Genomic DNA, 22,715 nt, shown 5'->3' with positions numbered 1-22,715 from the left:
GGAACAGGCCCGGATGTTAGCTGTCGAAGCCCAGTGAGAACGCGGCGTCGAGGTCGTGTTTGGAGTAGGCCCGGAACGCGATCTGCGTGGTGGTTCCGATCACCCCGTCCACCTTGGACAGCCGGTTGGCAATGGCGTCGGCGAGGTCCTCGTGCCGCTGCACACGGGCAATGGCAATAAGGTCGCATTCGCCGGTGACGGAGTAGACCTCGCTGATGCCTTCGATCTCCGAGATTTCCTCGGCGCATTCCGGGATCCGGGCCGAGTCGGTCTGGATGAGTACAAAAGCTGTGATCATGGCGGGGGCCTTTCCTGCGGCGGTGTGCGGGCGCGCGGTGCGCCCGCGGGTCGTAACCTTGAGCCTAGTGGATCCGCCGGGAACGCACGCGGGCACCGGCGCGCCAGAGGAGCCGCTGGCCCAGCAGGAACACTGCCAGCACAGCGAGGGTAACCAGCATGAAGCTGGTGGCCGTACCGCCGCCGGTTAGTGCCCGGATGCCCAGGCCTGCAACTACCGTAACCAGCCAGATGACGACGCCGGAGGGCCACAGTGCGACCGGTCGGCGCCAGGCGCGCGCAGCAGCCCATCCGAGCAGGCACGCGGCAGCAAAGGGCAGGGCCGTGCCGAGGATGCCGGCAAGCGCCAGCCCGTGCTCATGGCTGCGCCGGCCCAGGGCGGCGAACACAACAATCAGGACCAGGTCCGCCGCGAGGACCAAGGGCCAGGACCGGATGGTCTTTTCAGTGGAAGTACCAGCGGAATTTGCGGCGGCAGCGTTTCCGCCGGACGTATGCGGTGCAGTATTGCTCATGCGGTGCCCTCCTGGGCGGCGGTGGCGCGGTTTTCGCGGACGTACGGGCCAAGGAGTTCGCGGACCCGGCCCTCGACGATTTCCCGGCCGGTGCCCGATTCCAGCAGCCGGGTGGAGGAATGGACTATGGCGTTTATCAGTTCGGCGGTCACATGAGGATCCCGGACGCCGAGCATGGTCAGGGTTTCCACCAGCGGGGTCAGCAGCTGGCGGTGCATCATGGCGCTTTGGTTGTTCAGTTCCTCGCCCGGTGCGACGGCGGCAAGGGCGTTGCCCACGGCGTGTTCACCTTCGGCCACGAGGGCGATGTTGGTCAGGACATAGGCCATGATCCGGTCCGCCGGGTCCGGCTCAGCGTCCATGGCTTCCCTCACCCGCCGGGTCCAGCGCGGAAAAACGTCCTGGACCAGTGCGTGCAGGAGGTCCTGGCGGGACTTGTAGTACTGGTAGGCGCTGGGCCGGGCGAGGCCCGCCAGCGCGGCCACTTCGGCCATGCTGGGGGCCTCGCCGGTGCGGGCCAGGAGGGTGCGCGCCGCATCCAGCAGCGCCCGCTGCTGTGCCGCCCGGTGTTCGGCCACCGTGGGGGCAGAGATTCGGGGCACCTGGCCCTCCTGTTCGTGCTGGTTTAGCTTGAGAGACGCCCGTCCACCATTTCGACTACGCGGTCGCAATGGTGCAGGACGTCGTGATCGTGCGTCACCATAACTGTAGCAACGCCGCGCTCATGGGTTTCCCGGGCCAGCAGGGCCACCACGTCCTGGCTCCGGGCCCGGTCCAGGGCTGCGGTGGGTTCGTCCACCAGCAGCAGGGACGGCCGGTTGACCAGTGAGCGGGCAATGCCCACGCGCTGGCGTTCCCCGCCGGAGAGCTGGTCCGGCCGGCTCTTGGCCTTGTGTTCCATGCCCACCCCGGCCAGCAGTTCCATCGGGTCCAGGCCGTCGCTGCTGCCGGCCAGTTTCTGCATCAGCTTCAGCTGTTCGACGGAGTTCAGTGCGGGAATCAGGTTTCCCGACTGGAACACAAAGCCGATTTCGCGCAGGCGGAACCTGGCGCGGGCGGCCTTGCCGAGGGTTGCGAGGTCCACGCCGTTCACCTGCACGGTGCCCGTGTCAGGCGCGGTGAGGGCGCCGGCTACCGCTAGGAGGCTGGATTTGCCAGCCCCGGACGGTCCGACGACGGCGACCATTTCCCCGGGCCGGACGGCCAGCGAAACATTGTCCAGGGCCTGGACTGTGCTGCCGCCGTCGCCCAGCGCCAGGTTCGCGGAGGTGATCAGCAGGCCGCCGGTTCGGGTGCCGGAGTTTTGCTGCTGTGTGGTTGCGGTGCTCATCGTTGTCCTCCAAGGGCAGCCAGGGGATCTACGCGGGAAATGCGGACAATAGCCAGGGCGGCGCCGGCCAGGCCCAGCACGATGGTCAGGACCGTGGCCAGCACGATGGGTGCGGGTTCCAGTGCGAACGGCATGGCGGTCCCGCTCAGCCCGGCGCCCATGGCGAGGCCGGCAAGGATGCCGACAACCGTGGAGACCACCAAGATGATGGTTGCCTGCAGCAGGCCGTCACGGAGCAGGTACCCGGTGGAGGCGCCTACGGCGCGCAGGACTGCGAGTTCGTGTTTGCGCTGGATGGTCCAGACCGTGAAGAAAGCACCAACGACCAGGGCGCAGATGGCGTAGAGGAACACCTGGATCATCTGCAGGGTCATGGTTTCGGCGGAGTAGCCGGGGGAAGCATTGAAGGATTCGGACAGGGTGGACGTGACTGTTCCGGCGGCGTCGTCTCCTGCCGCAAAGTCGATGTCCGCACCGTCGGCTGCCTTCAGGGCAACCGTGCTGGCAGTGTCGAATTTCACGCCGTCCATTTGTGCCTTGGCGGGGGCTCCGGGAACACTCTGGCCGCTGGCCAGGTACTGCCAGGTATCCAGCGGAAGGTAAGCGAGGTCAACGTGGCCGAACGTCGCCTGGCTGTCCGTGTAGCCGACCACGGTCAGTTCGACGCCGATGCGTTCGAGGGTCACCACGTCACCAATGTTCAGGCCGGCATCTGCCGCGGTGGAGGAGACCACGATTTCATCCGGTGCGGACAGGCCGCGGCCTTCGCCGACCTGCGGGGCCAGGAACGAGTCGGGTTCAATGCCGAACAGGGCCAGATCCACCTGGGTGCCGTTTCCGGTGGTGCCGTTCATCATGGCAGTGCCCATCAGGGCCGCTTCATCCACGCCGGGCTGTTCGGCCCACACTGCAGCCTGGTGTTCGTCCACCACGCTGCGGGAGAAGGCATTGTCGGTCTTGGTGCCCTCGTTGAAGGCAAACGCAGTTGCCGGCATGGATTTCAGGCCGGAGACGCCGTCGTTGACGAGACCGGAGGACAAGCCGGACAGCAGGACCATTAGCACGGCGATGAGGGCGACGACGCCGCCCATCAGTCCGAATCTGGCCCGGGCGAAACGCAGTTCACGCAACGCTAAAAACATCGGTACCCCTTGAGTGGTATTTTTCTGGGCATGATGCCGACGGGCTGTTGGCATCATGCCAACATCATGTCAGAAAAGCACCGGGGGACGCGAATGCTGCCGTTAAACACCTCCGGCGCCGGGGGATACCCGGCGCCGGAGGTGTTTGCCGCAGCGGTGCGGCAGGGGGCGGACTAGGACCAGATGTCGTCGCCGCGCAGCGTCGCGTCGGCGCCGCCGTCGGTGTAGATGGTCTGGCCGGTGGTGTGGGTGTTCTCCTCGGACGTCAGCCAGATGAGCAGCCGGGCAATGACCTCGGGCTCGGAGTGGCCGTTCAGCGGCATGGGGACGTTTTCGTCCACCATGGCACGGCTTTCGGGCGTGGCCAGGAGCTCGCGGGTCATGGCGGACAGGACGGTGCCGGGGGCCACGGCGTTCAGCGGGATGCCGGCACCGGCAAATGCCGGGGTGATGCTTTCGCGGCGGACCCAGCGGCTGAGTGCGCGCTTGCTGGACGGGTAGTTAAGGTAGCCGGTCTGGGGGCCCTTGTCTGCGAGCTCCTTGCCGATCCGCAGCGCTTCCTCCTCGCTGCCGGCCAGCAGCGCCTCAACCAGCTCGGGGGAGTTGGGCTGCAGGCTCGCCATGGAGCTGACGACGGCGGCACGCGGGGCGCTGCTCTTGGCCAGGACGGGTGCCAGTGCGGTGAGGAAGTCGGTAACACCGAAGAAGTTCACGGCCACGGTGATGGGGGCGGGGGCAGAGATGCCTGCGCAGGCGATCACGGCGTCGACAGTGCCGCCGGAAAGGTCAAGGACCTTGGCTACGGCAGCGGAACGGCCCTCGGGGGTGCTGAGATCGCCTTCAACGTCGGCGTTGCGGAGGTCAACGCCAATGACTTTGTTGCCGGCCTCCTTCAGCAGGTTGGCGGTGGCTGCTCCGATGCCGGAAGCGGATCCTGTAACGATGTAGGTTCTAGTCATGTTTACAGTGTAAACCCGGACTCACCCGGTGCTGCCCACGCGTTCAGCGCAGCAGCTCCTGCCAGTCCGGAGGCACCCGGCTGGCCGGCCCGGGAACCGACTGGTTGAACGGGTGGTGCTCCGGCGGGGCCAGCTCGGGGCCGGCGAAAACAGAGGAATCGGCGTAGTTCCAGAACCAGTCCTCGCCCGGCTCATAGCTGCGGATGATCTGGTGCCCGGTCTGCTGCTCGTGCGCGGTGGCGTGCTGGCCCGGCGAATTGTCGCAGCAGCCGATGTGCCCGCATTCGGTGCAGCGGCGCAGGTGGTACCACCAGCCCTGCTGCTGCGTGCATTCCACGCAGCCCGGGCCGCTGGGCGGAACCGAAACGTTGATCCCGGGGATTGGCTCCATGGCGGATCTCCTTACAACGGGTAGCTGTTCTTGCCTACCCTCCACGGTAGCCATCCCGCCTTCCCGCCGACAGGCCCCGGAAGCAGCCGCCGGTCAGCCGAGCCAGGCCGTGGTGTCCGGCGGCAGCAGGCCGCCCTCGAGCGGCGCGCTGGTGTGCAGCACCGTGCCGGCGGGCAGGGCCACGGCCGCGGTACCGAAGTTGGTGATGCTCTGCCAGCCGCCGGGCCGGGTGAAGTGCAGGACGGAGGCAGCGCTGGGCACCCACGCAAGTTCCTCGGCACCCTGCCGCTTGCCGCGCAGTTCCAGGGCCCGCCGGTAGAAGTTCAGCGTGGAATCCGTATCGGCGTCCTGCAGCGACACGGCCGCGGGACCAAACCATTCCGGCTGGGGCAGGTGGGGTGCACCGGTGCCGAAGCCGAAGCACGGCTCCTCCGGGGTCCAGGGCAGCGGCACCCGGCAGCCGTCCCGGCCCTTTTCCACCCCTGCGTTGCGGAAGAAAGCGGGATCCTGGCGGTCGGCGTCGGGGATGGCAGCAACCTCGTGCAGGCCCAGTTCTTCGCCCTGGTACAAATAGGCGGAGCCGGGCAGGGCCAGCATCAGGAGGGTGGCCGCACGGGCCCGGCGCAGTCCCGCGGCCCGGTCCAACTGCTCTTCCGGTCCGCCGGCCAGGACCCATGCCTTGCCGTCCTGGCCCTTGGCGCTGTCCGCCGGCGTTGCCGGCAATCCGTAGCGCGTGGCATGCCGCACGACGTCGTGGTTGGACAGGACCCAGGTGGACGACGCGCCGGTTTCCGCCGCCTGGACCAGATTGTCGGTGATGACCGTGCGGAAGCGGGCGGCGTCGAAATCCGCCTGCAGCAGGTCGAAGTTGAATGCCTGGCCCAGGCCGGCGGGGCTGGCGTAGCGGCCGCGGCGGGATGCATGGACCCAGGCTTCGGCCACCGCCGTGCGCGGCGGAGTGTATTCATTGAACAGTGCGCGCCACTCGGTGTAGATGTCATGGACCTCGTTCCGGTCCCAGAACGGATGCGCGCCGTCGGTTCCGTCGCCCTCGGCAGCGAGCAGCGCGCTGGAGGGCAGCGGTTCGCTCAGGTCCTTCGCCAGGGCATGCGCCACGTCAATCCGGAAGCCGTCCACCCCGCGGTCGGACCAGAAGCGCAGGGTGGCCAGGAATTCGTCCTTCACCGCACGGTTCTCCCAGTTGAAGTCCGGCTGCTCCGGAGCGAAGAGGTGCAGGTACCACTGCCCGTCCGGCACCTGCTCCCAGGCGCTGCCGCCGAACACGGACTGCCAGTCCGAGGGCGGCTGGGCGCCGTCGGGCCCGGTGCCGTCGCGGAAGATATACCGTTCCCGGGCCGCGGAACCCCGGGGCGAGTCCAGCGCTTCGCGGAACCAGGCATGCCGGTTGGAGGAATGATTGGGGACAATGTCCACAATCAGCTTGATTCCGGCACCGTGCAGGGCAGCGGCCATGTCGTCGAAGTGCGCCAAGGTGCCCAGGCGCGGGTCGACATCACGGTAGTCGTCGACGTCGTAACCTCCGTCGGCGAGCGCCGAGGGGTAAAAGGGACTGAGCCATACGGCGTCCACGCCGAGGGCCGAAAGGTAGGGCACCTTGGCGGTTACGCCCTGCAGGTCGCCCAGCCCGTCACCGTTGGAGTCCGAGAAGCTGCGCGGATACACCTGGTAAACCGCAGCCTGCCGCCACCAGTCCGGATCCGTCAGGGGATCGGCGTTGGATGGGAAGGGCTGCGGGTTTGAGGTCAAGGTGATCCTTTGGCAGAGACTGTGGATTTGCAGAGACTGTGGAAGGGCAATGCGGGAAACGCGTGTGGTTGGACTCTACTCCTGCCCCCGGAGCAGCAGGAGCCGGCGTTCATGCCGGTTCTCCGCCAGTTCCGCGGCGGCGCGGAATTCGGCCCTGGCCTCCTCGACCCTGCCCAGCCGGGAGAGCAGCTCGCCGCGCACGCTAGGCAGCAGATGGGATCCCCGCAGGGCCCCCGGGCGTCCAGACGCTCCACAATGGCCAGGGCCGGCTCGGGCCCCGACGCCATGGACACTGCTACGGCACGGTTGAGTTCGACGACGTCGCCGGGGCTGATGCGGCCCAGCGCCTCATAGAGGTCCACGATGGCCGGCCAGTCCGTCTCGTCGGCACGCCCGGCGGTGGCATGGCATTGCGCGATGGCTGCCTGCAGTGCGTAGCTCCCGCGGGACCGTCCGGCCGCTGCTGCCAGGGCGTCCGCGCGGGCCAGCGACGCGCGGCCCCGCTCAATCTGCGCCCGGTCCCACCTGGTGCGGTCCTGGTCCGGCAGCAGCACCGGCTCACCGCCGGCCCCGGTGCGGGCGGCGAAACGGGAGGCTTGGAACTCCAACAGCGCCACCAGCGCGTGGACCTCCGGGACCCGGGGCACCAGGCCGGCCAGGATCCGTCCGATCCGCAGTGCCTCGTTAGCCAGGTCCGGCCGGATCCAGGTCTCACCGGCCGTTGCCGCATACCCCTCCGTGAACATCAGGTAGACAACATGCATCACACCCCGCAGCCGCGGACCCCACTCATTGGGTTCCGGGACTTCGAACGGGACCCGGGCGGCGGCCAGGCTCTTCCGGGCACGGAGGATCCGCTGCTGCATGGTGGCCACGGGTACCAGGAACAGCCGGGCGATTTCCTCCGTGCGCAGTGATCCCACCAGCCGCAGGGTCAGCGCTACCTGGGCCTCAGGCGCAAGCACGGGATGGCAGGCGGTAAACAGCAGCCGGAGCACATCGTCGGGGAGCGGATCCCAGTCAACGGCGGCTTCATCTTCCCGGGCGCGGGCCAACTGCGCGTAACGGTTGCCGAGCTGGTCCTCCCGCCGCCAGCGGTCGATGGCGCGCCGCCGGGCCGCCGTCGTAATCCAGGCGCCGGGGTTCCGCGGAATGCCGCGTGTGCCCCACTGTTCCAGTGCCTGGGCAACCGCTTCCTGGGCCGCGTCCTCGGCCAGGCCCACGTCCCCGGTGGCACGCGCCAGGGCAGCAACAATCCGGGCACCTTCGATGCGCCACAGCGCGTCGAGGCGGCGCCGGATTGCCGCTGCCTGCCCGGGACCGGCTGCTACCGGTGCTCCGTGCGCAGCTTCTCCTCGTCCCTGCGCCATCCTTCTTCCTTCCGGATGTACTCGTTGTCGGCGAAATCTGCGAAGTCCGCAGCCTCCGTTACCCGCCGCACTTCCAGCTTCGATCCCGGTCCAAGCGGGCAGCGGCTGGCCCACTCCGCCGCTTCTTCGCGGGAGGCGGCGGAGATGATCCAGAACCCGTTGAACAGCTCATGGGTTTCCCCGTAGGGGCCGTCTGTGATCAGCGGCGGATCCTCGGAAAAGTCCACAACAAAGCCGCTGTCGGTGGAAATCTCGGCCAGGCCTTCGCCGGCCAGCAATACCCCTGCGTTGATCATTGACTCGTTATAGGCGCCCATCCGGTTAATGACTTCCTCGAAGGGGACATCCTTGTAGGCCTGCACGCCCGCGTCGGTGGACCGCATAATGAGCATGTACTTCATGGTGGACTCCTTCTTCTATGCGTTGCTGTTCCTGCAACTGTGAGGACGCGGTGTTGCGTCTTCTACTATGGCGTCGAACAAGCGGCGGAGATATCGACAGCCGCGGAAAAATATCTGTTCCGCAGTACCGCGGCGTTCGGTTCCGAAACCAAGGACGTGAGGATATGGACGAGCTTCCTGACGATGCCGGCGCGGACCGGGCGATCAAGGCACGGCTCAGGGCCATCTGGTCGCTGGGGGATTACGCGGCCGTTGCCGCCGAAACCATTTCGCCCCTGGGGCCCGTCCTCGTCCGGGCCGCCGGCATCCGGGGCAGCGACCGGGTCCTGGACATCGCGGCGGGGACCGGGAATGCGGCAATCCCGGCAGCGGAGACGGGAGCCGATGTCACCGCTTCGGACCTGACGCCTGAGCTGCTGAATTCCGGTAAGCGCCTGGCGCTGGCCCGGTCCGTCCGGCTGACCTGGTCCATGGCGGACGCCGAGCATCTCCCGTATGCCGACGCCTCCTACGACGCGGTGATTTCCTGTGCAGGCGTGATGTTCGCCCCGCATCATCGCCTGGCTGCCGCCGAACTCGTCCGTGTGTGCCGGTCGGGGGGACGCATCGGGCTGATCAACTGGACTCCGGAAGGATTCGTCGGCAGCATGTTCGCCGCTCTGAAGCCCTACTCGCCGGCGCCGCCGCCGGGAACGCAGTCACCGCAATTGTGGGGAAACCGGGAGCACGTCGAGTCCCTCTTGGAAGGGCGGGTGAGGGAGTTCCGCGCCGAACGCCGAACCGTGCTCATTGACCGGTTTGCCACGCCGGAGGACTTCCTGGGGTTCCTTAAGGCACATTACGGACCAATTATTGCGGTGTACGAATTCCTTGCGCGCAATCCGGACCGGGCGGGCGCACTGGATCAGAAGCTGCTGGCCCTGGTGCAGAGGTACAGCACCCAGGCAGGCGGTATGGCCATGGACTGGGAGTATCTGCTGGTGACTGCTAGGCGGTCCTGACGCTGGCCGCCCGGAGGAGGGGACTCAGGCGGGGGCCGCGGCCAAGCCTTCGCCGGCGGGCAGCGGCAGGCGCATCAGGACCTCGTCACGGAAGTCGTCTGCGGCCAGCCGCAGGGCCCGGGGCCGGCGGCCGTACTCGACCCAGCCCAGGCCCGAATAAAAGGACTCCAGCCCCATGCCGCCGCGAACCTCGAGGATCAGTTCGTCCAGCCGCAGTTCCTCACGGGCGTATCGGGCGGCTTCCTGCATCAGTGCGGAGCCGATGCCCCGGCCACGTGCCGCCAGCGCGCTCTGTACCCGGGTTACGCGGGCCCAGTGGCTGGTCAGGGTGCCCGGGTTAACGGTGAGGACCAACCACCCGGCCAGCACGCCGTGTTCTTGCGCAATCAGCAGCCGGGGGCCTTCGGGTGCGAGGGCGGCAACGAGCGCTGCCAGCGCCGGCTCGACGTCGCCGGTACCCACCGGCAGCAGCGGGAAGCCGACGGCGCCGCCTGCGTTGCTGACGTCCGTCCAGCAGTGCAGCAGCTGGCGGCGCATGGCAGGGGAAAGGCTGCCGGGGGAGTCGAGCCAGGAAAAGGCCACCGTCATTCGCCGGCCCCTGAGGCCCATCCCGGGTACCCGAGTGAGATGCGGGAATCGCCTGTCAGCACGCCCAGGTCCCGTTCGAGCTGCCCTAGTTCGGGTGCGCCGATCCGACTTGCCCATGCAGCGCGGAGGCCGTCAAATACTGCTTCGCCTTCCCTAAGCATCCGGTGGCCCAGGGGAGTGACGGTTAGCCGCTTGCGCCGGGCATCCTGTTCATCCGTGCGGCGTTCCGCGTAACCGCGTTCCAGCAGCACCGCGATGGTCTTGGCGGCCGCCTGCTTCGTCACCGCCGTCGCGCGCCCGAGTTCAGAGGCGGTGTCGGCTCCGGCGTCAATGGCGCGCAAGGCAAAATCATGCACCGGCCGGATGTCGGCATAGCCGCGGGCCGCCAGCTCGGCGGTCGCGTCCTCCACCAGCTGCCGGTAGGCAGCGAGCAGCAGCAAAGCAAGGTCCGCACCGGTCCGATTCACGAAAACAGCATACGCGGACTATGGATTAGACAACCCGATTGTCTTACGATGGTGGACAACTCGGTTGTCTATTGGAGGACGCGCCATGAACATGAGTCCAGCCGCCACCATCCCCGGCGCCCGCCATGCCACCGCCCAGGCCGGCGAAATTCGCCTCCATTACGTCTCCGCCGGACGGGAAGGATCACCGGTCCTGCTGCTGCACGGTTTCCCGGAAAGCTGGTGGGCGTTCCGCACATTGATCCCCGTGCTGGCCCGCAGCCACCGGGTGTTTGCCGTGGACCTGCCGGGCTTCGGGGATTCCGCTGCAGTTCCGGACACGGGCCTCGACAGCAGAGCCGTGGCGGAAACACTCCATGAATTCCTGCGTGCCCTGGGCGTCGGGCCGGTACATCTACTGGCGCAGGACATCAGCGGGGGAGCGGCGTTCCGTCTTGCCGCCGTACACCCCGAGGCAGTGGCAAGTTTTACGGCGGTGGAGGCCGGGCTGGCCGGGTTTGGACTCGAAGCCCTGGCCGATGTCGCCCATGGCGGTTCCTGGCATATCGGCATGCTTGCCGCCCCCGGAATACCGGACTTGCTGCTGACCGGCAGGGAAATGGACCTGCTGGCCGCCTGGGCCTATCCGTCCATGACGGCAGTGGAAGGCGCCGTGACCAGCACGGATATTGCTGAGTTTGCCCGCACGTACTCCCGTCCGGGCGGCTGGAACGGCGCCGCGGGCCTCTACCGCTCCATGCTTTCGGAAGGGGCGGAAATCAAGGCCCTGGCGGCGTCGCGGCCCCTTGCGATGCCGGTGCTGGCCGTGGGTGCCGGCGGCGGGCCGTTCACCGAACAGACCTTCGCACCGCTGGCCACCGGATCTTTCACGGCTGTGCAGCTGGATGGCGTTGGGCACTATGCAGCCCAGGAGGCTCCCGAGGCCCTGGGGGCGGCGCTGCTGGAGTTCCTCTCCGGCGTGGACGGCTAGCCGGACCCCGGGCCGGCGACCGAAACTTCTGCGGACGGCAGGGCCTGCTGCAGGCAGTCGGCAATCCGCCCGGCATCGTCTGCGGTTGCGTCAGCAGTCAGGGTCACACCCATGTGCGAAGCTGGATAGTCCGCGGACACAAACGCCTCCTCAACGCGCGGATCTTCAAGGCACTGCTCATAGGCGCCGGGCCCGGGATCGATGACGCTCACGGACCACCGGCTGGGCCTTCCGCCGGTGCTCTCGGATTCGGCGCCGTCGGATCCAGCGCCGTCGGATCCGGAAGCGCCCGCGCCGCAGCCGGCCAGGGACACTACGAGAGTGCTGACGGCTGCGGCAACGGGAAACCAGCGATGCGCGCCCATGATGCCTCCCTTGAACGCCGGGTGTTTGCCGGAAGCCTACATGCTGCGGCTGCCCCCGGAGATGAGGGCTTCGGGCGGGTCCGGGGGACCCCCTTCTAAACGCTAGTTGACATAATGTGGATTATCGGCACTTTGCGGTACGCGTCGGAAGTGGCCAGAAGCACTAATATCGCTTTTCCGGGTTATATGCCGATTCGGTACTCAAATCAGCACAAATCCCCCGGTTTTGGACGTTTCTGCCTCCCGGAGACCTTTGGGAATGCTTTTTGCAGCGGACGACTCGTTTTGCGCCGCTGTGCGGGGCTGCAGCATGCCGGGCCGGTTTCCTCCGGCGTGTTGGCGTACCCGGGCGGCCGGGCCAAAATCCGCTGACCTGGTTGGACAATTTCCGGTCCCCGGACGTTTCCCGTACAGGTTCATGGTGAGTTGACATAACTCCCCCGCAGGCCCGCCGCCGCGGTTCATCAAGTTGACATAACCGTTGCGTGCAGCGCTGGGCCGTGCCATTCCCCTGTGCCCGTCCCCTGTGCCCGTCCCCCGTGCCCGTCCCCTGTGCCCGTCCCCCGTGCCCGTCCCCCGTGCCCGTCCCCCGTGCCCGTCCCCCGTGCCCGTCCCCCGTGCTGCACTGCGCGCCCGGGGTCCCCGGATTACCCGGGTACCGGCGGTCCTGCCGAAGGAACTACCGCCGGCACTACGGGAGAACGGGACGTTGGTCACTTTCGCCGCCTATTTCGTCAACGAACGGCCGCCACGCCTGTACGGTTTGGTGCAGCGACTTTCGTTGCCCTATATGATCTACGCTTCAACCCCCCCAAATCAGGAGATAAGCACAACAAAATGGCTACCGATTACGATGCCCCGCGCGTCAAGGAAGAAGACCAGCACACAGACTCCCTGGAGGGTCTGAAAGCTCAGCAGCGCGGCGGAGCGATGACGGCTGTCATCGATGTCGAAGAGTCAGACGCCATTGATGGTTTTGACCTTCCCGGCGCAGACCTGTCCGGCGAGGAACTGCTCATCAAGGTAGTTCCCCCGCAGGCAGACGAGTTCACCTGCATGTCCTGCTTCCTCGTACGCCACCGTTCGCAGATTGCCCGCGAAAAGAACGGCGAGGCTTACTGCGTGGACTGCGAAGGCTAACTCCTGCCCCGCAGCACAGCCGGGTTCCGCCGTTGAGGCGGGACCCGGCTTTTTGTTTGGCTCTCCCCCGCCGGCGCATACAATCCACGGGTGACCTCCTCCCTCCATGCCGCCCTCCCGCCGTCGTCCCGGGCGCTGTCATCCGCAGAACAGGACCTGGCGGACCCGGACGCATGACCGGAACAGGCGCCGCCCTGCCCGGGATCCACCCGCTGCCGCGTCAGTCCCCCGGTCCCTCCACGTCCTGAACCACCTCGTTGCGGCGCAGGAACCAGGGCCGGTAGGGCGGGTCGAACCGCGCAAAACGCGGATTTCCCAGCAGGCTGAACCCCTCTGCCCCGACGGCGGCCTGCAAGGCGGCCAAATGGGCTTGGTAGTTGGCTTCATTCCAGCGTCCGGAGAAGGCGGCCGCCGCCCCCGTTTGTCCCGGTACCGCCACAATGCTCACAGCGGGATCTTCCGGCACCGGGGCGGTGAGGGCGGTCAGGTCCCCAGGGAGGACAAAAGCCACCGTAAAGGCTCCCGCGATGGGGCTCGGCTCCAGGAGCACCGGGGCTGTCATCGCCAGGTTTTCGCTGAACTGCACTTCGCCCGGCGGATAGGGGTCCAGTCCCGCCCGGGAGGAGTTCCGGCCGCTGATGTACCGGTACAGGTAGCGGAAACCGGTGTTGCCGGCCCCCTCGAATCCCGCGTTCACAGTGACCTGGGCCAGCACGTGCGCCGGATAGTGGCGCAACTCGAATCCTGGATACCGTCCCAGCACGGTGTAGGGCTGCTGCTCAGTCATGATGGCCCAGACGCTACTCTTCGGCGCGGCGCACCAACAGCGTAGCGGCCATTAGGATGAATCCGTGCCCACCGAATCCTCCGCCCTGCTGCGTGACCTGGTCCTTCCGATGCTGGAGCAGGAGCTTGTACCGATTGTCCAACTGGGCCACCCCGCCCTGCGCCGTGCGGCGCTGCCCTTTGACGGTGAGCTGGACGCCGAGGAGCTGGAAGCGCTGATCGCGCTGATGCGGCGGGTGATGCATGCTGCGCCAGGTGTGGGCCTGGCCGCGCCCCAGTTGGGCATCCCGTTGCAGATCGCGGTACTGGAAGACACCTACGACGTCGGCGCCGAAGCTGCAGCGGTACGCGAACGCCTGCCGTTGCCGTTCTTCACCATCATCAATCCCCGCTACGAAGCCGACGGCGACGACAGCGCCGAATTCTTCGAGGGCTGCTTGTCCTTCGAGGGGTACCAGGGCGTGGTGCGCCGGCATGCGTCCGTGGTGCTGGACTACACCGACCCGCAGTCCCGCCAGCACATGGAACGGTTCAGCGGCTGGCAGGCGCGGATTGTCCAGCACGAGACGGACCATCTCTACGGGACGGTGTACGTGGACAAGGTGCTCACCCGCTCGTTGTGCAGCAACACCGAATACGCCCGGCGCTGGGCCGCGCCGGACATCGACGAGGCCCAGCGGGTCCTGGGCTTCTGACCCGGCCCCGCTGCGGGTTCCCTGCTGCCTAGGCGCCGGCCGGCTCCGGCTGTCGGGCGTTCTGCGGTGCGGGATTCTGTGCCGTGGGCAACCAGCGCGCCCACCAGCGCAGCAGATGCTCGAACCGGCGGCGGCGGTGCCAGGGGGTGCCGCTGCGTGATAGTTCGTGGTTTTCGCCCGGGAACAGCAGCAACTCGGTGGGCACGCCGCGCAGCTTCAGCGCCGTGTAGTAGCGCTGGGCCTGCTCCACGGGACACCGCAGGTCCTCCTCGGAGTGGACCACGAACGTGGGGGTCCGGACGGCGTCCACGTGGGCCATCGGACTCTGCTCCAGGACGTGCCCGGGATCGGTGCCCGTGTAACCGGCGCTGAAGAACCACCCAATGTCCGCTGAGCCGGTGAAGGAGAGCGGATCCAGGAAACCTCGCTCCACCACGGCAGCGGTGAAGCGGTGGTCGTGCGCGATGGTCCAGGCCGTGAGGTAGCCGCCGTAGGAGCCGCCCATGATGCCCACCCGGGTGCCGTCCAGTTCCGGGTGCCCGGCCAGGGCGCCGTCCAGGAAGGCCAGCACATCGGCCAAATCGAGGGTGCCCATATCCGCTTTGATGCTGCGTCCATGGTCCTGCCCGTACCCGGCGGAGCCGCGCGGATTGCACATCAGCACGGCGTAGCCGGCCTCCGTGTAAATCTGCGTTTCATCGAAGCAGCCCCACCCATACTGCGCAAACGGTCCGCCGTGAATGTTCAGCAGTACCGGGTGGGGACCGGGCGCCTCCGGCAGCGCCACCCAGCCATGGACCGGATAGCCGTCGGATGAGGAATGGGTTTCCTCCGCCGGAATAGTCAGCGGAGCATGCCGGCGCAGGGCCGCCGAGAAGTCGGTAAGCCGCCGCAGCCCGTCGTCGTCGACGACGGCCAGGTCACCGGCGGTCTGCGGATCCGTATAGCAGGCCACCACGGTGCCGCCCGCCGAGCCGGCTGCGGTGACAACCCGCGGGCCCTCCACCATGGTGTGCACCCCGCCGCGGGGATCCACGGACAGCAGCTCGCCTGTGCCCCGGGACCGGTTAAAGACCAGGGCTTCGGCACTGTTGTGCGGAACCACGGTGCCCTCGGCCAGGTCCACGGTTTCCGGATCCGTCAGCCGGCGCACCGCGGACGGGTCTGCTGCCGGCGCGGCGTACAGCGAGGTGTTCCGGGCCACGAACTCGGTGCCTGACTCCGATACTTCCTGCCCGAGGTAGAACAGCCAGTGCCCGTTGGCGCTTTGCACCGGGTCGGACACGGCCAGCGGGCTGCCGCCGCCCAAATTGGTCAGCTTCGTGAGGCCGGTTCCGTCAGGGCTGATGCTGTAGGCATCCGCCACCAGGGTCTCATCGTCCCGGGCGGCAGTGAACAGGATCCGGCTCCCGTCGGCGCTGAACACGGGCTGCAGGTGGTCGGTGGCTCCGGTGGTCAGCTGCACCGCCTCGGGCAGCCCGCGGCTGCCGCCGTCCTCGCCGAGGTCCTCGCCGAGGTCCTCTTCGCGGTCTTCCCCGGCCCGGGCTTCCCGGCTCCGTCCCCGGGGCGGAATGTACGGTTCCGCATCCAGATCGGGCAGGTCCACGAGGAAGGCCTGGACGGGTTTGTCCTGCGTGTAGCCCACGCCGTTCATCCGGTATTTGAAGGTAGTGATCAGCCGGGGATCCTCGGCACCGGCGGCCACGCCCTCAACAGTGCCGTACCGGCCCGCTTCCGGCACCCGGGCGGAAAACACCGCGCGGACCCCGTCCGGCGAGAACGCGAACCAGCTGACGCCCAGGGCGGCATCGGTCAGCTGCACCGGTTCCCCGCTGCCGGCACCCAGCACGTACAACTGGGCCGGCTCCCCCGGTGCTGCACGGAGGAACCCCAGGACACTGCCGTCCGGACTGTACTTCGGGACGGTGTCGCGGAAGCCCCGGGTGAGCCGGCGCGGCGCCCCGCCCGGCGTCAGCGGGACCCGCCACAGCTGGCCGGTATAGGCATCAGCGGCGAAGTCGGGCCGGGTCACGGACACCACGCAGTGCAGGGCGTCAGGGTGCAGGGCGGGAGCGGACAGTGAATTAAGGAGAGGCAGGTCACATGGTTTCACGAGTGGAAGCCTAATGTTCCCTGCCGTCCCCGGCCAACTGCCGCCTTAGGATGGTTTTATGCCTTCCCTGCCGCCCCTGGAGTGTCCCGTCTGCGGCAGCACCCTCGAGCCCGACGCCGCGCTGCGGACCCTTGCGTGCCCGGCCGGGCACCGGTACGACGCCGCCAAACAGGGCTATTTCAACCTCCTCACCGGTGCCGGCACCAAGTTCCAGGCCGACACTGCGGCCATGGTGCAGGCCCGCGCCGATTTCCTCGCCGCCGGCCACTACGCGCCCCTGGCTGCGGAGCTGGCCCGGCTGGTTTCCCCGGCGGCCCCGAACGCTGCCACGGTGCTCGACGCCGGTGCCGGCACGGGTTATTACCTCGGCGAGGTCCTGGCGGCCCTTCCCGGAGCAGCCGCCGTGGCAATGGACATTTCCAAATTTGCGCTGCGCCGTGCTGCCCGGTCCCTGCCCGGTTCCTACGCCTTGGTGTGGGACGTGTGGCGCAGGCTTCCGCTCCCGGATGCCTCGGTGGACGTGGTCCTGAATGTCTTCGCACCGCGGAACCCGGCCGAGTTCCGCCGGGTCCTGGACTCCAGCGGCGTGCTGGCTGTGGTCACCCCCGGCCCGGACCATCTGCAGCAGATCCGCGCCGCAGCAGGGATGCTGGACATCGGGGCGGAAAAAACGGAACGGGTTGCCGCCGCAATGGAGCGGTGGTTCACGCCGCTGGACACGGTCCGCTGCACCTACGAAATGCAGCTTGAGGCCGCGGACCTGCGCAACGTCGCCCTCATGGGCCCCTCTGCCCGGCACCTGGATCCGGCCGCCCTGGACCGCACCGTGGCGGGCTTTGCCCTGCCACTTGGGGTAACCGCGTCGTTCTCCCTGCAACTCTTCCGGGCCCGCTAGCCCGGGCGGGACGCAAACGTTACCCAACCGGCACGGTTATCCCTAGGTCTGTACCGTCTCTTCGGGCAGAATGATCTCAACGCGCCGCTGCGCCGGGAGAACCCGCGCACACCCGGACCGCCGCACCAACCGGCAAGACGCCCCGCGCGACGCCCGGGCCACAGCGGAGCAACCCGGTAAAGCCGGAGCCCGACTACACGCGGATACATCCGAACGAACATCCGAAAGAAAAGGGGATAACGGATGCAGGAAGTCTACGAATGGATGCTCAGCTACGGCTGGGCCCTGTGGCTGGTGCTTTTCCTGGGCTTCGCCGCTATTGAGGCCCTCACTCTGGATCTGTTTTTCGCGATGCTCTCCGTTGGTGCGCTGGCGGCCATGCTCAGTTCGCTGCTCGGTGCCCCGCTGTTCCTGCAGGTTGTAGTGTTCGCCCTGGTGTCCGTGCTGATGATCGCACTGGTGCGTCCGCTGGCACTCAAGCATCTGCAGCACAGCAGCAAGGACCAGCTCTCCAACATAGACCGTCTCGTCGGCGGGCCGGCGCTGACGCTGGAGCCCGTGACCGGGCTCGCCGGCACGGTGAAGATCGGCGGGGAAACCTGGTCCGCGCGCAGCGCCGCCGGGGATACGCTGGCGGCCGGGACGCAGGTACGGGTGGCCCGGATCGAAGGCGCCACCGCCGTCGTCGAGGCTTCGGCCGGTAATACCCCGGACCGGCCCGCCGGAAGCGGAAAGACCCCGGAACCGGGCCGCCGCAAAACAACCTAACTAATCGTGCCGGCGGCACCACCGCCGGACCAACCGCAGGATCCGCGGATTCTGCCAAATCCCAAAGGGGGGAACATGGGTACCGGAACCGGCGTCCTAGTAGTTGTTCTTGCCGTGCTGGTGATCTTTGTATTGGTCATCCTCGTCAAGGCTGTAAAGATTGTCCCGCAGGCCCGGGCAGGGGTGGTTGAACGGCTGGGCAAGTACCAGAAGACCCTGAATCCCGGCCTGACTATCCTGATCCCGTTCGTGGACCGGCTCCTGCCGCTGCTGGACCTGCGTGAACAGGTGGTGTCATTCCCTCCGCAGCAGGTCATTACCGAGGACAGCCTGGTGGTCTCCATCGACACCGTGGTGTACTTCCAGGTCACCGACGCCCGGGCGGCCACCTATGAGATTGCCAACTACATCCAGGGTGTGGAGCAGCTGACCATTACCACCCTGCGCAACGTAGTGGGCGGCCTGAACCTGGAAGAGGCGCTGACCTCCCGCGACCAGATCAACGGCCAGCTGCGCGGCGTGCTGGATGAGGCCACCGGCCGCTGGGGCATCCGTGTCTCGCGTGTGGAGCTCAAGACCATTGCCCCGCCCCTGACCATCCAGGATTCGATGGAAAAGCAGATGCGTGCCGAACGTGAACGCCGGGCCACCGTGCTGACCGCGGAAGGCTCCAAGCAGTCGCAGATCCTCACGGCCGAGGGGCGCCGGCAGGCAGCCATCCTGGCCGCCGAAGGCGACGCCAAGGCTGCGATCCTGCGGGCGGACGGCGAGGCCCAGGCCATCGCCAAGGTCTTCGACGCGATCCACAAGGGCAACCCGGACCAGAAGCTGCTGGCCTACCAGTACCTCCAGACGCTGCCCAAGCTGGCCGAAGGTACGTCCAACAAGGTCTGGATCATCCCCAGCGAACTCGGTGAGGCGCTCAAGGGTGTGGGCAGCGCCCTGGGCGACTTCGTACCGGATGCGAAAAAGCACTCCTCCACCAACGGCAGCTCCCCCGTGCAGAACGGGTCGGGGCCCGCAGCGGACGCAGCCGGGGTGGCCTGACCCTCCCCTGTGTTCGCCGATCGGCGGTTGGTACCGGTACAATAGGTTGTTTGCCGGGCAATGGCCGCGGCGCCGATACGGGACCGCCGCCGGGAACAGCAGCAGCGCCGTCGGCGTTGTAAGAACTGTGAGGGCGGAAGGGGCCGCCGGCCGGACCGCCCGCAGGGGCGGCAGCGTGCAGATAAGCGGCATCAGAACCGGCAACAGCACCGGAAAGAGCACCGGCCCGGCGCCGGCACAACAGAGGATCCGCCAGCGGATCCAGCGGATTGAAGAGGGAGAAAAGATGAGCGATCGTAGCCTGCGGGGTATGCGCCTTGGTGCGCAGAGCATGGAGACCGAATCCGGTGTGGAGCCGGCTCCCCGCCAGCGGGTGGAATACCGCTGCGAGGATGGCGAGCGTGTTTTCGTAACCTTCGCCGCCGAAGCGGACATTCCGCCGGTCTGGATTTCCAAGACCGGCAAGGAAGCGCTCCTGGTCAACGGCGAGAAGCCCGACACCAGCAACGACAAGCCGGTGCGTACGCACTGGGACATGCTGCTGGAGCGCCGCAGCATCGAGGAGCTTGAGACCATCCTCCAGGACCGGCTGAACATCCTGCGTGAACGCCGCGGAGAGCGCACCAGCGCTTGACCCGGTTCGCCGGTACGGCAACGTACCGGCCGGCGCAGACATAGTCGACACGCAAAAGCAGGGCGGCTGCCAATCGGCAGCCGCCCTGCTTTTTTGCGTCTGGGCCCGGGGACTAGGACCGGCCGGTGAGCTTCTTCCATCGTGCCGTGAGTCCCCAGCGGGTCACGTTGGTCATGGCCTCGACCACAATGTTGCCGCTCATCTTCGAGGCGCCGAATTCCCGTTCCACGAAGGTGATGGGCACTTCGGTGATCTTCAGGCCCAGCCGTGCCACGCGGAAGGTCATATCGACCTGGAAACCGTAGCCGACGGACTCAACTGCACCCAGGTCCAGCTGTTCCAGCGTGCCGCGGCGGAACGCGCGGTAGCCGGCGGTAATGTCACGGACGGCAATGCCCAGCATCAGGCGCGAGTACGTGCTGCCGGCGCGGGAGAGCAGCTTGCGGCGCAACGGCCAGTTCACCACCGAACCGCCGGGAACCCAGCGCGAGCCGATCACCAGGTCCGCACCGGCCTTGGAAGCTTCAAGCAGCCGCGGCAGTTCCTCCGGACGGTGCGAACCGTCGGCATCCATCTCCACCAGCACGTCATAACCACGCTCCAGGCCCCAGCGGAACCCGGCAATGTAGGCGGCGCCCAGGCCCTCCTTGCCCTTACGGTGCAGTACATGCACCTTCGGGTCCTTGGCAGCAACCTCATCGGCGTAGTCGCCGGTGCCGTCCGGGCTGTTATCGTCCGCAATCAGTACATCCGAGTCGGGCACCGCATTCCGCAGCCGCGTGAGGGTCTTGGGAAGGGACTCAATCTCGTTGTAAGTAGGGATGATGGTCAGGACACGCACTCGGTAAGCCTTTCGTGGACGCACGCCGCGCTGTTGGCGGGCTAGACGGGGTTGCTCCCCCGGCTGACTACCTAGTATATGGGAGCGCGCGGCCGGCGTGCTCCGGCGGGAGCCCGGTCACAGCCGGGCCCGGACCGGGGACAGGCGGTGCGGCACGCACAATCGGGCGGGTCCTGCCGTCTTCGGGCCAGTACCGGACGGCGCCGGGCCTGTTTTCTACTGACGGTTGAACCCACCCGATTGCTGTGGTGCAAGGCCCTGTCACCAGCCGCCCGCGGAACTTTCGCCCCGGCACGCGCTGAACGGGGCCGTGGCAGCCGAAGAACCGGAAACGCGTAGGGGCAGTGCACAGGGCCCGGGCTGGAACAGGTCCAGCGCCGTGCCCGGCATGTCCCCCAAACGGCCGGTCCCGACTGCAGTAGTCATAGCCTACGTCCTCGCTTCCCGCTGTCAATGCGGCCGCTGACTAGGACGTTTCCGGTATCACCGCAGGTCAGGGCCGGGCCCAGGCGGGACTGTGAATTTACCACCTAGGCCAGGTCCGGGGCGCGGTAGAGCTCGTTGCCGTTATGGACCGTCTGCAGGCACCGGGGTTCGTCACCGTTGTCCAGTGCGGGCAGCAGCGGAGTTCCGGCCCGCGGATCGGTGCTCCAGGCCGACACATTGGCGTCCGGGGTCTGGACCATCAGTTCCTGCACCTCCCACAGCGCGAAGGAAGCCGGTGCGCCGGGAGCCAGCTGGCCGCGCATGAAGTTCTTCTCCCCCGCTGCACGCCAGCCGGCACGGGTGTGCCCGATGAATGCGGCCCGGGCGGAAACGCGTTCACGCGGATTCGAGTGCGCCACGGCAGCACGGACCCCGGACCACGGATCGAGGGGAAGGACGGGAGTGTCGGAGCCCAGTGCCACCGGCACTCCTGCCGACAGCAGGGAAGCCAGGCGGTTCATGCCCTCACGGCGCGGACCCACCCGCTGCTCGTAGAGGCCGCCCGGGTGGCCCCAGGCGGCGTCGAAGCCGGGCTGCAGGCTGACCGTGACACCGAAGCGCAGCAGCTCGGCGATGGCCGCGTCATCAGTCATTTCAGCGTGCTCGAGCCGATGATGGGCGGCGCGCAGGGCCGCTTCGCCGCCGGCGTCGGACAGTGCCTCGGCGGCCAGGCGCAGGCCTGCCAGCGCGGTATCCATGCCCGCGTCTCCGATCACGTGGAAGCCGCCCTGCAGTCCGGCCCGCGTCATCAGTTCCAGGTGCCGGCCCACCTGTTCCGGTGTGAGGTACAGCGTCCCGCGGGTATCGGACCGGTCGGTGTACGGCTCCCGCAGGGCCGCGGTGCGGGCACCGAAGGACCCGTCAATGTTCAGGTCCCCGGCCAGGCCCAGCAGCCTGCCCTCGAAGAACTCCATCAGCCCGGTGGCCTGGGCTTCTGTTTCCACCAGCTGGCCCCAGTAAGGCAGCACCTGCGGCATCGGCTCCTCGGCCGGGGCACCGTCCAGGCCCAGCAGTTGCCGCAGATCCTCCGGAGGAGCAATGTGCGGTGCGGCCATTTCAGTGACGGCCACCACGCCGCGGGAAGCGGCGTGCTTCAGGGCAGCCCGCTGGAACGCCGAGCGCTGGGCCGGGTCGGCGCTCCGCGACACGGTGCGCGCAGCCTCATGCGCGGCGCGGACCACAAAACCGTTGTCCCATCCGTCGTACTCCTGCAGGCGCAGATTGGCCGCCAGTGTTCCGGATACGGCGGCGCAGTGCACGTCGCTGCGGGAAAGATAGACGGGCCGGTTGCCGGAGGCGGCATCCAGTTCCGCCGCCGTGGGGAAACGGCGTTCCGGCCAGCGGGACTCGTCCCAGCCCGCACCCAGGATCAACCCGCTGCTGGCCGCGGCATACCGGCTGACGGCCTCCAGCAGGTCCGCCAGCGATGTGCAGCCGCTCAGGTCAAGGGTCGCCAGGGACATGCCCAGTTCGGTGGCGTGCACGTGGGAGTCCACAAAACCCGGGGCCACCAGCGCTCCGTGCAGGTCCACCACATCCATCTTGCTGTCCTGGATGGAGGTGGCGGCCTGCTCGGACCCCACCCAGGCGATGGTGTCGCCGTCCACGAGCATGGCGGTGGCAAAGGGATCGCCGGCACTGTAGACCGAGCCGTTGCGGTAGAGCGTCAGCTTCGGGGCGCTCGGGATGGTACTGCCGTTCAAGGACTCACCTGTTTTCTGTAGAAACTGTTGGGGGAAGCGGAAGG

The 22,715-nt window shown here is 67.5% G+C and carries 24 protein-coding genes and 1 pseudogene; 8 read left to right on the top strand and 17 right to left on the bottom strand.

Annotated elements, in window-relative coordinates; all coding sequences use genetic code 11:
* Positions 1-16: 16 nt before the first annotated feature.
* The 10 genes and pseudogenes from QNO06_RS09565 to QNO06_RS09520 form a co-directional block, all read right to left on the bottom strand.
* Positions 17-298 (bottom strand): Lrp/AsnC family transcriptional regulator, encoded by a 282-nt coding sequence (locus tag QNO06_RS09565; protein WP_227911421.1) that lies wholly within the window; start codon positions 296-298, stop codon positions 17-19.
* Between the two features lie 64 nt (positions 299-362).
* Positions 363-812, bottom strand: coding sequence for a DUF3054 domain-containing protein (locus QNO06_RS09560; protein WP_227911420.1), 450 nt, complete (start codon positions 810-812; stop codon positions 363-365).
* Complete coding sequence (locus tag QNO06_RS09555) at positions 809-1,414, bottom strand: TetR/AcrR family transcriptional regulator (protein WP_227911419.1); 606 nt, start codon at positions 1,412-1,414, stop codon at positions 809-811. Before QNO06_RS09555 ends, QNO06_RS09560 begins: the two co-directional genes overlap by 4 nt.
* 23 nt (positions 1,415-1,437) lie before the next feature.
* The gene (locus QNO06_RS09550; RefSeq protein WP_227911418.1) at positions 1,438-2,142 is read right to left on the bottom strand and encodes an ABC transporter ATP-binding protein; all 705 of its coding nucleotides are present in this window, start codon (positions 2,140-2,142) and stop codon (positions 1,438-1,440) included.
* The gene (locus tag QNO06_RS09545; protein ID WP_227911417.1) at positions 2,139-3,284 is read right to left on the bottom strand and encodes an ABC transporter permease; all 1,146 of its coding nucleotides are present in this window, start codon (positions 3,282-3,284) and stop codon (positions 2,139-2,141) included. The genes QNO06_RS09550 and QNO06_RS09545 overlap by 4 nt, the downstream gene beginning before the upstream one ends.
* Before the next feature lie 173 nt (positions 3,285-3,457).
* Entirely contained in the window at positions 3,458-4,243 is a 786-nt protein-coding gene (locus QNO06_RS09540) for an SDR family oxidoreductase (RefSeq protein ID WP_227911416.1), read from the bottom strand.
* Between the two features lie 43 nt (positions 4,244-4,286).
* A complete protein-coding gene (locus tag QNO06_RS09535; protein WP_227911415.1) occupies positions 4,287-4,634 on the bottom strand; it encodes a UBP-type zinc finger domain-containing protein in 348 nt (115 codons plus the stop codon).
* 93 nt (positions 4,635-4,727) lie between these two features.
* Complete coding sequence (locus tag QNO06_RS09530; protein WP_227911414.1) at positions 4,728-6,401, bottom strand: glycoside hydrolase family 13 protein; 1,674 nt, start codon at positions 6,399-6,401, stop codon at positions 4,728-4,730.
* Positions 6,402-6,476: 75 nt separating this feature from the next.
* Positions 6,477-7,771: pseudogene (locus tag QNO06_RS09525) on the bottom strand (RNA polymerase sigma factor).
* Positions 7,729-8,172 (bottom strand): YciI family protein, encoded by a 444-nt coding sequence (locus QNO06_RS09520; RefSeq protein WP_227911413.1) that lies wholly within the window; start codon positions 8,170-8,172, stop codon positions 7,729-7,731. Before QNO06_RS09520 ends, QNO06_RS09525 begins: the two are co-directional and overlap by 43 nt.
* Before the next feature lie 164 nt (positions 8,173-8,336).
* On the opposite strand from QNO06_RS09520, the gene QNO06_RS09515 reads away from it, so the two are divergent.
* Positions 8,337-9,173 (top strand): class I SAM-dependent methyltransferase, encoded by an 837-nt coding sequence (locus tag QNO06_RS09515; protein WP_227911412.1) that lies wholly within the window; start codon positions 8,337-8,339, stop codon positions 9,171-9,173.
* Between the two features lie 24 nt (positions 9,174-9,197).
* On the opposite strand, the gene QNO06_RS09510 is transcribed toward QNO06_RS09515, so the two are convergent.
* Positions 9,198-9,761 (bottom strand): GNAT family N-acetyltransferase, encoded by a 564-nt coding sequence (locus QNO06_RS09510; RefSeq protein ID WP_227911411.1) that lies wholly within the window; start codon positions 9,759-9,761, stop codon positions 9,198-9,200.
* A complete protein-coding gene (locus QNO06_RS09505; protein WP_227911410.1) occupies positions 9,758-10,228 on the bottom strand; it encodes a MarR family winged helix-turn-helix transcriptional regulator in 471 nt (156 codons plus the stop codon). The genes QNO06_RS09510 and QNO06_RS09505 overlap by 4 nt, the downstream gene beginning before the upstream one ends.
* Positions 10,229-10,313: 85 nt before the next feature.
* Between QNO06_RS09505 and QNO06_RS09500 the strand changes: the two genes are divergently transcribed.
* Positions 10,314-11,198, top strand: a complete 885-nt coding sequence (locus QNO06_RS09500; protein WP_227911409.1) for an alpha/beta fold hydrolase — start codon at positions 10,314-10,316, stop codon at positions 11,196-11,198.
* Here the strand turns inward: QNO06_RS09500 and QNO06_RS09495 are convergent.
* Positions 11,195-11,563, bottom strand: coding sequence for a hypothetical protein (locus QNO06_RS09495; protein ID WP_227911408.1), 369 nt, complete (start codon positions 11,561-11,563; stop codon positions 11,195-11,197). The genes QNO06_RS09500 and QNO06_RS09495 overlap by 4 nt on opposite strands.
* An 837-nt stretch (positions 11,564-12,400) precedes the next feature.
* Between QNO06_RS09495 and QNO06_RS09490 the strand changes: the two genes are divergently transcribed.
* Positions 12,401-12,703: a DUF4193 domain-containing protein gene (locus QNO06_RS09490; RefSeq protein WP_227911407.1), complete on the top strand. Its 303-nt coding sequence runs from the start codon at positions 12,401-12,403 to the stop codon at positions 12,701-12,703.
* A gap of 220 nt (positions 12,704-12,923) precedes the next feature.
* Here QNO06_RS09490 and QNO06_RS09485 read toward each other — a convergent pair whose 3' ends face one another.
* The gene (locus QNO06_RS09485) at positions 12,924-13,490 is read right to left on the bottom strand and encodes an SOUL family heme-binding protein (RefSeq protein ID WP_227911406.1); all 567 of its coding nucleotides are present in this window, start codon (positions 13,488-13,490) and stop codon (positions 12,924-12,926) included.
* Positions 13,491-13,599: 109 nt separating this feature from the next.
* On the opposite strand from QNO06_RS09485, the gene QNO06_RS09480 reads away from it, so the two are divergent.
* Positions 13,600-14,184, top strand: a complete 585-nt coding sequence (locus QNO06_RS09480; protein WP_227911587.1) for a peptide deformylase — start codon at positions 13,600-13,602, stop codon at positions 14,182-14,184.
* Positions 14,185-14,212: 28 nt separating this feature from the next.
* Here the strand turns inward: QNO06_RS09480 and QNO06_RS09475 are convergent, their stop codons facing one another.
* Positions 14,213-16,297, bottom strand: coding sequence for a S9 family peptidase (locus QNO06_RS09475; protein ID WP_227911405.1), 2,085 nt, complete (start codon positions 16,295-16,297; stop codon positions 14,213-14,215).
* A gap of 58 nt (positions 16,298-16,355) precedes the next feature.
* Between QNO06_RS09475 and QNO06_RS09470 the strand changes: the two genes are divergently transcribed.
* The 4 genes from QNO06_RS09470 to QNO06_RS09455 all read left to right on the top strand — a co-directional run bounded on the left by QNO06_RS09470 (position 16,356) and on the right by QNO06_RS09455 (position 19,641).
* A complete protein-coding gene (locus tag QNO06_RS09470; RefSeq protein ID WP_227911404.1) occupies positions 16,356-17,192 on the top strand; it encodes a putative RNA methyltransferase in 837 nt (278 codons plus the stop codon).
* 243 nt (positions 17,193-17,435) lie between these two features.
* The gene (locus tag QNO06_RS09465; protein ID WP_227911403.1) at positions 17,436-17,960 is read left to right on the top strand and encodes an NfeD family protein; all 525 of its coding nucleotides are present in this window, start codon (positions 17,436-17,438) and stop codon (positions 17,958-17,960) included.
* Positions 17,961-18,035: 75 nt separating this feature from the next.
* On the top strand, positions 18,036-19,007 hold the full coding sequence (locus tag QNO06_RS09460; RefSeq protein ID WP_227911402.1) for an SPFH domain-containing protein: 972 nt from the start codon (positions 18,036-18,038) through the stop codon (positions 19,005-19,007).
* Positions 19,008-19,293: 286 nt separating this feature from the next.
* A complete protein-coding gene (locus QNO06_RS09455; RefSeq protein WP_227911401.1) occupies positions 19,294-19,641 on the top strand; it encodes an RNA polymerase-binding protein RbpA in 348 nt (115 codons plus the stop codon).
* Positions 19,642-19,753: 112 nt separating this feature from the next.
* Here the strand turns inward: QNO06_RS09455 and QNO06_RS09450 are convergent, their stop codons facing one another.
* Together QNO06_RS09450 and QNO06_RS09445 are read right to left on the bottom strand one after the other, a co-directional pair.
* Entirely contained in the window at positions 19,754-20,482 is a 729-nt protein-coding gene (locus QNO06_RS09450; protein WP_227911400.1) for a polyprenol monophosphomannose synthase, read from the bottom strand.
* A 530-nt stretch (positions 20,483-21,012) separates the two neighbouring features.
* Positions 21,013-22,671 carry an amidohydrolase gene (locus QNO06_RS09445; RefSeq protein WP_227911399.1) on the bottom strand — a complete coding sequence of 553 codons (1,659 nt, stop codon included), beginning with the start codon at positions 22,669-22,671 and terminating at the stop codon, positions 21,013-21,015.
* Between the last annotated feature and the right edge of the window lie 44 nt (positions 22,672-22,715).

The sequence above is a fragment of the Arthrobacter sp. zg-Y20 genome (genome assembly GCF_030142075.1).
In the GTDB taxonomy this organism is placed as follows: domain Bacteria; phylum Actinomycetota; class Actinomycetes; order Actinomycetales; family Micrococcaceae; genus Arthrobacter_B.
Note: the sequence above shows the minus strand (reverse complement) of the source record. Positions and strands in the feature narration are given on the sequence as shown.

Excerpts from the sequence above, each read along its gene's own strand:
- QNO06_RS09565 (WP_227911421.1), bottom strand. The coding sequence starts at position 298 with ATGATCACAGCTTTTGTACTCATCCAGACCGACTCGGCCCGGATCCCG.
- QNO06_RS09560 (WP_227911420.1), bottom strand. The coding sequence starts at position 812 with ATGAGCAATACTGCACCGCATACGTCCGGCGGAAACGCTGCCGCCGCA.
- QNO06_RS09550 (WP_227911418.1), bottom strand. The coding sequence starts at position 2,142 with ATGAGCACCGCAACCACACAGCAGCAAAACTCCGGCACCCGAACCGGC.
- QNO06_RS09545 (WP_227911417.1), bottom strand. The coding sequence starts at position 3,284 with ATGTTTTTAGCGTTGCGTGAACTGCGTTTCGCCCGGGCCAGATTCGGA.
- QNO06_RS09540 (WP_227911416.1), bottom strand. The coding sequence starts at position 4,243 with ATGACTAGAACCTACATCGTTACAGGATCCGCTTCCGGCATCGGAGCA.
- QNO06_RS09535 (WP_227911415.1), bottom strand. The coding sequence starts at position 4,634 with ATGGAGCCAATCCCCGGGATCAACGTTTCGGTTCCGCCCAGCGGCCCG.
- QNO06_RS09520 (WP_227911413.1), bottom strand. The coding sequence starts at position 8,172 with ATGAAGTACATGCTCATTATGCGGTCCACCGACGCGGGCGTGCAGGCC.
- QNO06_RS09515 (WP_227911412.1), top strand. The coding sequence starts at position 8,337 with ATGGACGAGCTTCCTGACGATGCCGGCGCGGACCGGGCGATCAAGGCA.
- QNO06_RS09510 (WP_227911411.1), bottom strand. The coding sequence starts at position 9,761 with ATGACGGTGGCCTTTTCCTGGCTCGACTCCCCCGGCAGCCTTTCCCCT.
- QNO06_RS09500 (WP_227911409.1), top strand. The coding sequence starts at position 10,314 with ATGAACATGAGTCCAGCCGCCACCATCCCCGGCGCCCGCCATGCCACC.
- QNO06_RS09495 (WP_227911408.1), bottom strand. The coding sequence starts at position 11,563 with ATGGGCGCGCATCGCTGGTTTCCCGTTGCCGCAGCCGTCAGCACTCTC.
- QNO06_RS09490 (WP_227911407.1), top strand. The coding sequence starts at position 12,401 with ATGGCTACCGATTACGATGCCCCGCGCGTCAAGGAAGAAGACCAGCAC.
- QNO06_RS09485 (WP_227911406.1), bottom strand. The coding sequence starts at position 13,490 with ATGACTGAGCAGCAGCCCTACACCGTGCTGGGACGGTATCCAGGATTC.
- QNO06_RS09480 (WP_227911587.1), top strand. The coding sequence starts at position 13,600 with ATGCTGGAGCAGGAGCTTGTACCGATTGTCCAACTGGGCCACCCCGCC.
- QNO06_RS09470 (WP_227911404.1), top strand. The coding sequence starts at position 16,356 with ATGCCTTCCCTGCCGCCCCTGGAGTGTCCCGTCTGCGGCAGCACCCTC.
- QNO06_RS09465 (WP_227911403.1), top strand. The coding sequence starts at position 17,436 with ATGCAGGAAGTCTACGAATGGATGCTCAGCTACGGCTGGGCCCTGTGG.
- QNO06_RS09460 (WP_227911402.1), top strand. The coding sequence starts at position 18,036 with ATGGGTACCGGAACCGGCGTCCTAGTAGTTGTTCTTGCCGTGCTGGTG.
- QNO06_RS09455 (WP_227911401.1), top strand. The coding sequence starts at position 19,294 with ATGAGCGATCGTAGCCTGCGGGGTATGCGCCTTGGTGCGCAGAGCATG.